The organism is Acinetobacter tandoii DSM 14970 = CIP 107469 (assembly GCF_000400735.1).
Classification (GTDB): Bacteria; Pseudomonadota; Gammaproteobacteria; order Pseudomonadales; family Moraxellaceae; genus Acinetobacter; species Acinetobacter tandoii.
The window spans coordinates 441,260-454,052 of record NZ_KE007365.1 but is presented as its reverse complement, the minus strand read 5'-3'; the positions used below and the strand labels follow the sequence as shown (position 1 = coordinate 454,052).

Sequence of the window (12,793 nt, the reverse complement as noted above, 5' to 3'; positions counted from 1 at the left end):
ATTCTCAAGTTTTATTAGAGATTTATAAGGTCATACAATAGCAAAAAAATATTTGAATAAAATCACTTATACTATTTTTATTCATTATATTGGATGATTTTTATACCTTTGTTCAAAAGTGAATATAAATAACCAGCCTCGAAAGACTGGTCATTGTTTAGAGTTCAGATTGAGTTAGTGTTGAAGATTTGGCTCACTTGCAGATACTTCTACTGTTTCACTACTTTCTTTAAGTAATTCATCAGTCAATTGCTCAGGGACTTTGGCTTTTTTCTTATCTTTTTTGGCTTTTTTCTTTTTTTTCTTTGGCGCTTCTTCAATTTCAGCACCATCTTCGATTGCCTGCCAATATTCAAGCTGTTCCATGACCGCAGCGTAGATTGATCCTTTGCTATAGCGACCTTTTTTATCGAGTGTGCCTACAGGTCGAGCCATTAAAATTTCAAGAGCTTGATCAATCGTTTCAATGGCATGAATATGGAATTGACCTTGTTCAACGGCTTCGCGCACATCAAGACGCAACATTAAATGTTGCATGTTTTGACGTGGAATAATAACCCCTTGTTTACCTGTAAGTCCTTGTAGTTTACAGGCATCGAAGAAGCCTTCAATTTTGGCATTGACGCCACCAATAGGTTGTACTTGACCTAATTGGTTCATAGAGCCAGTAATTGCCCATGACTGATCAATAGGTAATTGGCTAATTGCAGAAATGAGCGCTGATAGCTCAGCAACAGTTGCACTGTCGCCATCGACCTGACCGTAGCTTTGTTCAAAGGCGAGGGCGGCAGAGAAATGCAGAATTTGCTCACGACCAAAATGTGCTTTTAAGAAGCTCGACATTAAAAGAACGCCTTTGGCATGTAATGAGCCACCGAGTTCAACACTACGTTCAATATCAAGAATATCGCCACCCCCTTGATAAACGGAGGCTGTTAGGCGAGAAGGTAAGCCGAATTCAACATCTGCATAGTGGATGACGGATAAAGCATTGATTTGTCCTAAGCGATGACCACGTGTTTCAATTAGTTGTGTACCACGGGAGAGATCTTGCCAATACAGTTCACGCAAATAGCCTAAGCGATACTGACGATGTTGTAAGGCAGTATTAATATGTTTGTCAGCTACAATTTTATCGCCTGCTTGTACAGCATGATGGTGAGCTTCACGAATTAGGTCACCCAAAGTCAACGCGTGGAGCGAGAGGGAGCTTTGGTCTTCGGCTTGGCGGCTCGAATCTGTGAGCAAAGCAGCCAAGGCTGAGCGATCAAAAGGTAATAATTTATCGGCTTGCACATAATCTGCAATCAACTGCATATAAGCTTGTTCATTGGCGTCATTACGTTGCAGTGTATCGGTAAAATCGGCACGAATTTTAAAAACACTACCGAGTTCAGGTTCGAGTTCCAAAATTTCATAATAGACTTCTGGCTCTGCCAATAATACGACTTTGATATTGAGCGGTATTGCTTCTGGTTCAATAGAAATACTGCCCGTAAGCGTTAACATGTGTTCAAGCGAAGAAAGCTTTAATTTTCCAGATTTGAGTGCACGCTTCAAACCTTGCCATGCATAAGGTTGTTCGAGTAATTGTTCTGCTTCAAGCATGAGGAAACCCCCATTGGCTTTATGCAATGAACCTGGACGAATCAGCGTGAAATCAGTGGTAATTGTGCCGTGTTGTGTGAGTTGTTCGACATGCCCCAATAAATTGTAGTGGGTTGGGAAGTCTTCAAAAATGACAGGCGCACCACTATTTGGCTTATAGGTTACAATAATATTGGCTTGATAACGCGCTGGTACTCGGCTAAACAGCCCGGGTGTGAAATCATCTTCTTCTTGCTCAAGTACAATCTCAACATTGTTAATAATGTCTTCGGCATAAAGTTTTAAGTATTCGGCTAGACCCTCAACTTTAGAAAACTTATTAAGTAATAGATCAATACGCGGCATGACCACTTGATTGGCAATTTCACGATTCAGTTCTTGAACTTTGTCACGTGCGTCATCTTCTAGATCACCTAAGTGCAGACCTAAACGCTCGAGCTTTTTATCCATATAGCGCATGTTTGAGACAATTTCTGCGCGCTGTTTGCTATTTAATGCATCCAGATCCTTTTGCGACATCTCTTGTAGTTGATCGTCTTTAAATTGCACAGGAATAAAACAGTGCTCATCATGGCGCGTGACTAATTTCAAACTGAGTTCTTCGCCTTCTTTGGTTAATTCAACCAAGGCTTGTTGTTGTTCGTCACCTGTTTGTTGGCGAATTAGTTCAATACGATTGTGATAGGTTTCAGTCGTAAAGCGACGTTCAAGTTGCTTTAAGATGGTTTGCCATGTTTGGTGTAGTAGGGCCTGAAATTTGGGTGCTTGTCCCGCAGGGAGTTGAAGCGCAATCGGTTGGCGAGATGACTTGAAATTATTGACATAAACCCAGTCATTTGGTGTGGGCATGGTTTTGGCGTGTTGTTGCAACAGGCGTTTAACCATGGTGCGTTTACCTAAGCCCGCAGTACCTACAGCAAAAATATTATAGCCAGAATACGGTAAAGCAATGCCTGCTTCTACAGAAGCACGTGCACGGTCTTGTCCAAGAAAATTATTGAGCGGTTTAATACGTTTAGTTGAAGTCGGAATGTTGGTTAAATTTGGGATATGGGTGAGTTGTTCTGATTTTAAACGTGTTTGATTGAATGTGTTTTGAATTTCGGTTTGCTCGAATGCAGTAATCAAGTGGTTTTGCGGATCTCGTGCTTTATTATTTGAAGGGTTGGTGGATAAAGAAGAATTCATCTGTTCAAGTTTTTGGGTCACTGTGAAATCCAAAACAAAATATTGCGGTAGAGGTTTAAGGTATACAGGTTTAGTGGAAAAATTCAAGCAATGCCGCTGTTTTTCTCGTCAAAATACCGTAATCATTTCATAAATACTGTTGAAACCAGAGCACTTAAACGGTTGAATAGCACACATGATTTTTTGTAGAAAATAATAACCGAATGACAACTCAAGCAAATGGATGGAAAGCGGCATTTCAGGCATTTCTCGATCGGCGAGCAGCAATTATGTTGTTCCTTGGTTTTTCAGCCGGTATTCCGATCTTACTAATCTTTTCTAGTTTATCTCTATGGCTTGGTGAAGCAGGTATTGAAAAAAGTGCTGTGACTTTTTTTAGTTGGGCAGCTTTGGGTTATTCCTTTAAGTTTGTTTGGGCTCCCTTGATTGATGAACTCCCCGTTCCGTTTTTAACCAAACGGTTGGGGCGTCGCCGTGCATGGTTGCTGATTGCGCAATGCCTCATTATTTGTGCCATTTGTATTATGGCATTTTCAGATCCTGCTTTAGGACAAAGCCATTTGTATCAAATGGCAGTTGGTGCAGTTTTGTTAGGTTTCTCTGCGGCAACGCAAGATATTGTCATTGATGCCTACCGTATTGAATTAGCAGAAACCGAAATGCAGACGGTTTTGGCATCGACCTATAATGCGGGTTATCGCATCGGGATGATTGTGGCGGGTGCAGGAGCGTTGTTTCTGGCGGCGTCATTAGGTACTGCGAAAGGCAATTATATTTATACTGCGTGGAAAACAACTTATCTTGCCATGGCAGCGGTGATGTTGGTGGGTATTCTAACGACCTTCATTATTCGAGAACCCTTAGTCAATCGTGTTTATAAAGAATATCAACGTTCAGATTATTATCGTTTGGTCATGGTGTTCTTTGTTGCTGTTATTAGTTTTGTCTTGTCCTATATTTATTCTGGCACTTTAATCGAAGCTTTGGTTGCATCTTTGGCGATCAAAGATTCATTTCTATTATTTTGTTTTGAGGCATTACGTTTTCTGGCTTCAGGGGCTATAGCACTGATTGTCGGTGCAGTGTTAGTCAAAATGGGTGCAGTGAATAAGCAAATGGCATTTGAAACGTGGGTCAATCCGATTGCAGATTTCTTTAGACGTTATGGGGTAAAGCTCGCTCTAGTTCTTTTGTTATTGATTGGTTTTTATCGTATTTCCGATATTATTGCTGGTGTGATTTCCAATGTCTTTTATCAAGATTTGAATTTCACCAAAGAGCAAATTGCTGAAGCCGTGAAAATTTACGGTGTCATTTTTAGCCTTTTAGGCGGTTTCTTAGGTGGTTTATTGGCGCAGCGGATGAACATTATGAAACTGATGTTTGTTGGTGCCATTCTTGCAAGTTCAACCAATCTCATTTTTATTGGCTTGGTAAAATCAGGTCAACCTTTGCAGCAAGTCGACGTTTCTATTGGTGCACAGCATTATCAAGTTCAGGCAGATGAAGTGGGTTATTGGAAGCTGAATGTTCCAGCTCAAGTACTGAGTCAGTCCAATCAAATTTATGCTTCAGTTGCATTTGCTGATAAGTCTGATGAAAAATCATCTGTAGAGATGCCTTATTTAATGGGTCCAGCGACTAAAGCCATTATCTTATTTCCGTTAACTGCGGATAATGCTTTAAGCCCGAAAGAGGTTCAGCAATCTGTTGTGGTGAAAGGCCAGATTCAAGGTGTTGATGTTGCACAACTAAAACCAGAGCAACCCATCAGCTTATGGTTAGATGGTCAAGAATATCCTGCAAAACTAGATGCACAAGGCATTTTTAGTGGTGCGATTGATGGCAAGTTATTAGAAAATGCCAAAAATAAGCAGGTGATAGCTCAATTAAATACGCTAAATGCGTCTGAAGTCGTCAAGATTAACCATACTTATCAACTGTCTAAGCAACAATCTGCTTTAGAATTGACGATAGACCCGATACTCACTTCAGTAGATGCGAAGCAAAATGTGCAAATTACAGGTAAGGTGATTAAATCATATAGTACGTTATGGCTTTATTTTGCGATTATTGTCGATAATTTGGCTTCTGGATTGGCGGGGGCTGCATTTATCGCTTTTCTTTCTAGTCTGACGAGTGTTTCTTTTACTGCCGTTCAATACGCTATTTTTAGCTCACTGATGACCCTTACACCTAAAATTTTAGGAGGGTATTCGGGTACCATAGTGACTCACATTGGATATCCGAAATTTTTCTTGATGACCACTTTAATTGGAATTCCAATTTTAATTCTGGTAGTTTGGGTCGCGAAGTTACTCCGTGATCATCAAAACAAACAACTTCAACTGAAGGATGAATAATATGCGAATGCTCCATACTATGCTACGTGTAGGCAATTTAGAACAGTCATTAAAGTTCTATACCGAAGTGCTGGGTATGACTTTGCTCCGTAAACGCGATTATGAAGAAGGTCGTTTCACACTGGCATTTGTTGGTTATGGCGATGAAGCCAATAACACAGTGCTTGAATTGACACATAATTGGGATACCGATCACTACGATTTAGGTAATGCTTATGGTCACATTGCAATTGGGGTTGATGATGCCTATAAAGCATGTGAAGAGATTAAAGCACGTGGCGGTAAAGTTGTACGTGAAGCAGGACCAATGAAAGGCGGTGTAACCGTGATCGCTTTTGTTGAAGATCCAGATGGTTATAAAATTGAGTTGATTCAGCAAGATTCAAATGCACGTAATAACTAAGTATCGTGTTATTGATTAACTAAATATCGAATATAGCAGTTGAAAAGCTAGCAATATTTAAATAGCCCAGTAAGATGAAGTTGACCTACGGGTAAAATTTGTCTACTGGGTTTTATTTCATCTTTACTTTTTTAAAATATATATAACAGGACGTTAAGCAATGAACATGCTCAAGCTTCTTGCCTTGGATCGATTCACTTTACTCTTAGTTGCCATGGTTGTACTGGCATCTTTCCTTCCTGTCTCTGGTTCGGCTGCCCATTTCTTTAATGTCATTACTACGATTGCAATTGCAATATTATTCTTCTTACATGGTGCGAAACTTTCCCGTGAAGCAATCGTTCAAGGGATTATGCACTGGAAGTTTCATGTATTGGTATTTGCTTTCACTTTTGCAGTATTTCCAATTTTAGGCTTACTTGCAAAACCTGTCCTGTTACCAATGTTAGGGCAAGAGCTTTATTGGGGTTTCTTGTTCATGTGTTTCCTACCATCTACCGTACAATCATCAATTGCATTCACTTCAGTTGCCAAAGGCAATGTCGCCAGCGCGGTATGTAGTGCTTCATTTTCTAATATCATTGGAATGTTTATTACCCCTGTCTTGGTGAGTGTGTTTATTTTGGGCAAATCGGAACATGAATTTGATCCAACATCCTCCATCATTCAAATTACCTTATTGCTGTTACTGCCTTTTGTTTTGGGACAATTGTTCCGCCCACTCGTTTACCCACATATGATAAAAGTACCACGCTTGGTTAAAAGCTTTGACCAAGGTTCGATCTTGATGGTGGTTTATGGTGCCTTTAGTAGCGCAGTCGTTGCGGGATTGTGGAATGAAGTGAGTTGGCAAACCTTGTTGCTTTTGGTGTTGGCATGTTCGGTTTTTTTAACAGTAATCATGTTGTTGGCTTATTATCTTCCAAAGGTATTCGGTTTTAACCGTAAAGACCAAATTGCAATTTTTTTCTGTAGTTCCAAAAAGACGCTCGCTAGTGGTGTTCCAATGGCGCAAATTTTATTTATTGGTCAGCCTTTAGGGATGATTGTTTTACCAATTATGATTTTTCACCAAATCCAGTTGATGGTGTGTGGCATCATTGCAAATCGTTGGTCGAAACAAAATCCAGACGAATGAAGAGAATAGTTCGCTATCTGGATTTATTTGGCGTATAATACTGTCCACTTGTTGTGCTTAGCTCTGACGGTATCCGTCTCGGTGGGCCAAGAGAATGGTCTGTTGTGGTGTTGACCTGCTTTAAAGCTTTCCTTGCAATATGCAAGAGTGGTCAATTGCGATGACAGCATAAGCCTTTCTTACACTTAGGAGTAATCGACCATGCGCGCCGATATTCACCCAAAATATGAAAAATTAGTAGCTACTTGTTCTTGCGGTAACGTAATTGAAACTCGTTCAGCTGTTGGTAAAGAAGCTCTTTACTTAGACGTATGTTCTGCATGCCACCCATTCTACACTGGTAAGCAAAAGAACGTTGACACTGGTGGTCGTATCGACAAATTCAAGCAACGTTTTGCTGGTATGTCTCGTTCTATCAAACGCGACTAATACCCCAGTTGAAAAAAACGAGCCATTGGCTCGTTTTTTTATGTCTATAGAAATATTAAAAAATAAAATGAAAGTACAAGACCTATACCTATTGGTCTTGTACATCAATTAAATGATCCAGTTTTTTCTGGAAATAGTCACCTTGCAGATAGCGTGCTTCCACATTCCATGCATTGGCGAACATCGTCATATTATTCAATTCACGTAATAACATTTGTGTTGCTTTAATTTCATGGAAATGATTAATCCGTTCTTGCAATTCTTCAGTAGATTTGTCTGAGTCAAGCATCTGCGCTAACTGATGATGCAACGTCACATGGTTAATACTCATCTGATTCAAAATAGATTCGCTATAAATCGAGTTACCAAATTCACGCAATGATATTTCCGCACCGCTTTGAATTAATTGAGCTGTATATTTTTGTGCATCATTTAGATTCTTGGCAATATCTTCTTCAGAGAATTGTAAAATGAGTGGGTGACTTTGTTTGCTACCCACAATCGTAATTAATTTAGCAATAAATGCAGGGAATGTACGGTCAGAGAAGAGAACTTCTTTGTTTAAATTAACAATAATTTTAGCATCAGGATATTGGGTAATAAAGTTATGTAACTGTTTACATGCCTCAACTAAAATCCAACGATCCAGTTTAATCGAGAATTCTGGGTCATCTGCAAGTTCACGAATTGATGTAATATCTTGCCAAGCATTATTATAAATGAAGCCGCTGGTAACTTCGTAGGTGTATAGGTTGCTATCTTGTTTATCATACAGTTGTTGATATTTAAGATGAATTTCCCCCCGCTCTAAACTCTTTTGCAGTGCTTTTAATAAGCTAGAGTGTTCTTGCAGATTCAAATGAGAATCAATTAATTCAATATGAGGTGGGGCTATCGGGTTGAGTTCAATATTATTTTGTTCTTGCCCAGATGGTAGAGCTGTATTGTACGCTCGTTCTATTAGCTGTTGGAACTGTTGCTCATCCTTTATATTGTGTTGAATCAATGTGTAACCCATTCTTAAATTTAATGGGAAGGTTTGTTGATTTACACCTAATAGTTGTGGTTTAGATAAAGCACTTAATCCAATTAGTTTAGATTCCAACACACTTTCACTAGAACCTTGGAATAGACCTGCATATAACGCATGGTTGACCTTAAACAATGGAACATTGGTTTGTTCTTTTAAGAAGCTATGAATATTCGAAAAATAGGCATTTGAGGTTGCCCAGTCTTGTTGAAATATAGATTCGGGACAAGATGCAAGTGAAAAAAGTACAAGCGCATTGAAATCAGCAGGTTGCTTAGCAATGGTTCTGTTAATCAGTTGATAGGTATTGGGTTGTGCGGCAGGGGCTTCAACTTGGGCAACCGTAGGCTGAGCCGATGTAGTGTGTTCAGTTTGATTTAACTCAATCGTGATTTGTAGGGCATCATCTTCAACGGCTGCTAAAAACTCAATTTTTAAAGGATTTGTTTGGACATGACTATTGAGTGTCGTCAGCTCAAAACGACCTTGATCTAATTGCCCTTGCGATATTTTTTTAAAGCGTAGTTTAAAATCATTCAGATCTTGCGGTTGTAATACATCCAGTAAAGGCAGACCAATAATTTCATCTTCACTTTTTAAACCAAAGAGATGAAGATATTCCTCATTGGCTCCGATATGAATTCCTTCTTGAATAATCGCAACAGCTTTATTGCTTTCGCTTACCCATGCCTGTGCTTGTGTCTGTACATTTTCAAGCTCTTGCATGAGATGTTGTTGGCCTTGATTTAGGCGACTAAAAGAGAGCGCACGTAATAAAGACAGGTAAAATCGATCTGGAAAATCTAAATTGGCGACATCATAGACGCCTTTTCGAATATAGGTTACGTATTGGTTCGGCTCATAATCATCAGGTTTGAGTAAAATAAGCGGTAATTCAGGTTGCTTAGACAGACGAATAAGACTTAAGGCCTGTTCATATTTTAAATCGTAGGCACGACCGAAAATAACAATATCCCAATTTAAATGGAGTTGCTTTTCGAAAGTTTGTAAGTCATCTAATAAAAAAGCGTGTACTTGATGTTCACTTGTCGTTAATAAATCACAGATTTTGTTAAAACGAATTTGGTTGTCATCGATTATGAGTAAACGAGTTTCCGTACGTTTTAACTTTTTGGACAATAGTGGATTTCTCACTTCAATGCTTCCCATAAATCATGATTCTTAATTTCGTTGGTTTGTTTCCGAATAAAATTTTCAACCAAATGTTCTTGTTGATCATTTAGTAATTCAAAATCGAACCGCATAAAGCTTTGTGTAATTAAATGTGCTTTTAGTAAATAAACTTTCAGTTCATCTTGTTCTAGGCGTAAATGAATCGTTTGTTTTTCTCTGAATAAGTGTGAACCGGGTAAAATGAGGGTGGTTGACACTTCATTCAACTCGGCAGTTTGAACTAATAAGGCTGGATAGTAGTTGCCTGTATTACGATCAGTCTTTACGTAAACTGCACATGGGAAAATATCTTGTGCAAGCATTTCAAGTCCCAGTTCAAGACTTTTCTCAGTCGATTGTTTAATCCAACGGACAACGCCACCACGCCATTCACTTTGAGCATTTTCTTGTACCAGAATAAATTCACCTGTTTTTAAGTTTTTTGGGGTATTCCCAGACCACTTAATGCGGTAACCATTGACACTAATATCAAGAACTTCAGCTGGATAAATTTGTTTTGCTTCACGATCTAAAGTTTTAATATTGCTCGTACTTAATAGATTATGATCATTCATAGAGCTAAAAATATTACTTTCAGATTGCAGACCGTAATGTGCATCTAAATTTAGTGTTTCATTAAAGTTTTTGCCCTTCGATAAATAGAAATGGGCAACATTTAAGCCGAAGCAGATATGCAATTGAGCAGAATATTCATAACGCTCATGGCGGCGTTCAGCATTACTTGTGAGTAAACTATGAATATGGAAGTGTAAAGCAGGGGTGAGGAAAATTTTCTCATTTCGAGATAGATATTCACCATGCTTCCCTTGAGCTTCAGTAAGGTGATCTAATAGATTCTGAGTAGAAATATAAATTGATGGATTAAAACTACTATTTTGATGCGCGTTAAATACAGGTGGATGGTCTAAAGAAGTATCTACAATATAGCGTGATAAAGTCGTTTCTTTAGGTAAAACCTGAATTAACTTTGCCCAATCATAACTACATAAGAACAGCCCTTGAATTTCGGATGGTCGAATCTGATGCGGATTTAGGATGTCTAAAAGAATAATTTGCGCATAGATTTGACCAATCGTTTGTAGTTGGTGTTGCGTACCTTGCAATTGGTTAATGTTGGTTTGATTAAAATTATGTTGAATCGCACTTTCCATTAACTGATGAGTTACTAACCATTGACCAGACAGTGGATTGGTATACAGAATTTGTTGTTGATACAAGAGTTGAGCAAGCTGTTGTAAGCCATAATAACTTGCGAGAATACGTGCAGTTTGCAAGTTTTTCTTTTGACTAAAAGCAAAAAGGGAGAATTTTTGCTGATTCAGTTGTTGGTCACAGCGTTTCGCAATATCAATATATGTTTTTGCAAAACAACTGCGTAATAACATGGCCAATTCAATAATATGGTCATTTCGATCCGTTGTAATTAGACCTTGATTAAAAAAATGTTTTTCTAAGCTGGTTAATACGTTTTCAATGGTCGGATGAATAGCATGAATTAAATCAAAACGCAGAGTTTCACTACATTGAAGTTCAGAAATTTCAAGTAGGGCATTAAATAGTGCACGAGAAGAGTCACCTAATTGTAAAATAGATAAATTGGACACCCAATCCTGAATGTCCGTCACCGTGCTTTGGCAAAAACTCAATTTATCCAACTTTAATTCAGTTGGCGTTTGAAACATTTCTGCGGTGCTCATATTCATAATTGTTATTTAACTCAGAAAGTTGAAACTCCAAAAAGCGGTGTTTTGTTTTTTTCGCCCGCAATTTCCCTGACAAGTTTAGGTACCAAATAGCCTGGTAAGCTTGCTAAAACCTCTTTGTAAATTTCATCAATTTCATTTGAAGCCAAATCAAAATGCTGTGCACCTTTGACTTTGTCAAGAACATGCAGATAGTAAGGCATCACGCCAGCTTCAAATAGTCGATAACTTAGATCGACTAAAACTTGTGCAGAATTATTAACCCCATTTAATAACACCGACTGATTTAAAACGGTGATTTGATTCTGAACCAATGTTTTAAGTTTGGCGCAGGTAAAATCATCTAATTCTGCTGCATGGTTTGAGTGTACCACCAGAATTATGCGTAGCCTACTGTTTTTTAATAAAGAAACGAGCTCTTCATCGACACGGTTGGGGATTACAATAGGAACTCGTGAATGAATTCTCAAAAATTTAATTTGTGGGACAGATTCTAGACGTTCCAGCCATAATTTTAATTTACGATTCGAGAGCGTAAGTGGGTCACCACCACTTAAAATGACTTCGTTTACATCAGGTTGACTTTCGATATAAGCACGAATATTGATCCAATCATCATTTTTAGGTAAGTTTTCCTGATAAGGAAAATGTCGGCGAAAACAATAACGGCAATGGACTGCACATGCGCCTGTTAAAGTGAGTAAAAAACGCGATTTATATTTATGTAATACACCAGGTTGCTGATTGGCTTGTTCCTCACCTAATGGATCAGTCACAAATTCAGGATGCTCATTTAATTCTAAATGGTGAGGAAGGACTTGCAATAAAAGTGGGTCTAAGCCGTCACCGATGTTCATTTTTCCGACGAACGCACGTGGAACACGCAATTTGAACTGTTCAGAAGCTAAGATTGCCCCTGATAATAATTGGTCTGGTGATAACTGGAGCGTCTCAAGCAACTCTAAAGGGTCTGTAATTAAGTCACTCAGTTGAGTTTGCCAGTTTTGCTCTTGATACAAATAGTTTATCATGCCACGTGTTAAAAATAGTGCTAGTCTAGCATTAATAGACTATTCTAGCATTAACAGATTTTAAGTTAGCAAGTTTGGAGTGTGCCAGTCATGGCCAATTATTCTACAAATGATTTCAAGCAAGGCCTTAAGGTTATGCTTGATGGTAACCCATGTTCAATCATGGAAAACGAATACGTAAAACCTGGTAAGGGTCAAGCATTTAACCGTGTTAAATTACGTAACCTTAAAACAGGTAAAGTTTTAGAAAAAACATTTAAGTCTGGTGATTCTCTTGAAGGTGCAGACATTGTAGAAGTAGAAATGAACTACTTGTACAACGATGGTGAACTATGGAACTTTATGGATCCTGTAACTTTTGAGCAAATCGCGGCTGATAAAACAGCAATGGGCGACGCTGCAAAATGGTTAAAAGACGATTCAAATGAACTTTGCACGATTATGTTATTCAATGGCGTGCCATTAAATGTAAGTGCACCGAATTTCGTAGTGTTAAAAATCGTTGAAACTGATCCAGGTGTTCGTGGTGATACTTCTGGCGGTGGTGGTAAACCAGCGAAATTGGAAACAGGTGCTGTAGTACGTGTTCCATTATTCGTACAGCAAGAAGAAAGCGTTCGTGTGGACACTCGTACTGGTGACTATTTAGAACGTGCATAATAGTTTAAAAATAGACTATTATCGAAGGGATGATGAAAAATCATCC

General features: G+C 38.6%; 9 protein-coding genes. 5 read left to right on the top strand and 4 right to left on the bottom strand.

What is annotated here, in order from left to right; all coding sequences use genetic code 11:
• Window positions 1–174 precede the first annotated feature (174 nt).
• Complete coding sequence (locus I593_RS06110) at window positions 175–2,817, bottom strand: Lon protease family protein (protein WP_016166700.1); 2,643 nt, start codon at window positions 2,815–2,817, stop codon at window positions 175–177.
• Between the two features lie 182 nt (window positions 2,818–2,999).
• Between I593_RS06110 and I593_RS06105 the strand changes: the two genes are divergently transcribed.
• The 4 genes from I593_RS06105 to rpmE all read left to right on the top strand — a co-directional run bounded on the left by I593_RS06105 (window position 3,000) and on the right by rpmE (window position 7,129).
• Window positions 3,000–5,159: an AmpG family muropeptide MFS transporter gene (locus I593_RS06105; protein WP_016166699.1), complete on the top strand. Its 2,160-nt coding sequence runs from the start codon at window positions 3,000–3,002 to the stop codon at window positions 5,157–5,159.
• A 1-nt stretch (window position 5,160) separates the two neighbouring features.
• Window positions 5,161–5,562, top strand: coding sequence for a lactoylglutathione lyase (gloA, locus tag I593_RS06100; protein ID WP_016166698.1), 402 nt, complete (start codon window positions 5,161–5,163; stop codon window positions 5,560–5,562).
• 160 nt (window positions 5,563–5,722) lie between these two features.
• Complete coding sequence (locus I593_RS06095) at window positions 5,723–6,700, top strand: bile acid:sodium symporter family protein (protein WP_016166697.1); 978 nt, start codon at window positions 5,723–5,725, stop codon at window positions 6,698–6,700.
• Between the two features lie 201 nt (window positions 6,701–6,901).
• Window positions 6,902–7,129: a 50S ribosomal protein L31 gene (gene rpmE, locus I593_RS06090; protein WP_016166696.1), complete on the top strand. Its 228-nt coding sequence runs from the start codon at window positions 6,902–6,904 to the stop codon at window positions 7,127–7,129.
• An 88-nt stretch (window positions 7,130–7,217) separates the two neighbouring features.
• Here rpmE and I593_RS06085 read toward each other — a convergent pair whose 3' ends face one another.
• The 3 genes from I593_RS06085 to epmB are packed head-to-tail and all read right to left on the bottom strand — an operon-like array spanning window position 7,218 to window position 12,087.
• Entirely contained in the window at window positions 7,218–9,329 is a 2,112-nt protein-coding gene (locus I593_RS06085) for an EAL domain-containing protein (RefSeq protein ID WP_016166695.1), read from the bottom strand.
• Window positions 9,311–11,056 (bottom strand): hypothetical protein, encoded by a 1,746-nt coding sequence (locus tag I593_RS06080; RefSeq protein WP_026441062.1) that lies wholly within the window; start codon window positions 11,054–11,056, stop codon window positions 9,311–9,313. The genes I593_RS06085 and I593_RS06080 overlap by 19 nt, the downstream gene beginning before the upstream one ends.
• Window positions 11,057–11,070: 14 nt before the next feature.
• Window positions 11,071–12,087, bottom strand: coding sequence for an EF-P beta-lysylation protein EpmB (epmB, locus tag I593_RS06075; protein ID WP_016166693.1), 1,017 nt, complete (start codon window positions 12,085–12,087; stop codon window positions 11,071–11,073).
• A gap of 90 nt (window positions 12,088–12,177) precedes the next feature.
• On the opposite strand from epmB, the gene efp reads away from it, so the two are divergent.
• Window positions 12,178–12,747 carry an elongation factor P gene (efp, locus tag I593_RS06070; RefSeq protein ID WP_016166692.1) on the top strand — a complete coding sequence of 190 codons (570 nt, stop codon included), beginning with the start codon at window positions 12,178–12,180 and terminating at the stop codon, window positions 12,745–12,747.
• Window positions 12,748–12,793 lie beyond the last annotated feature (46 nt).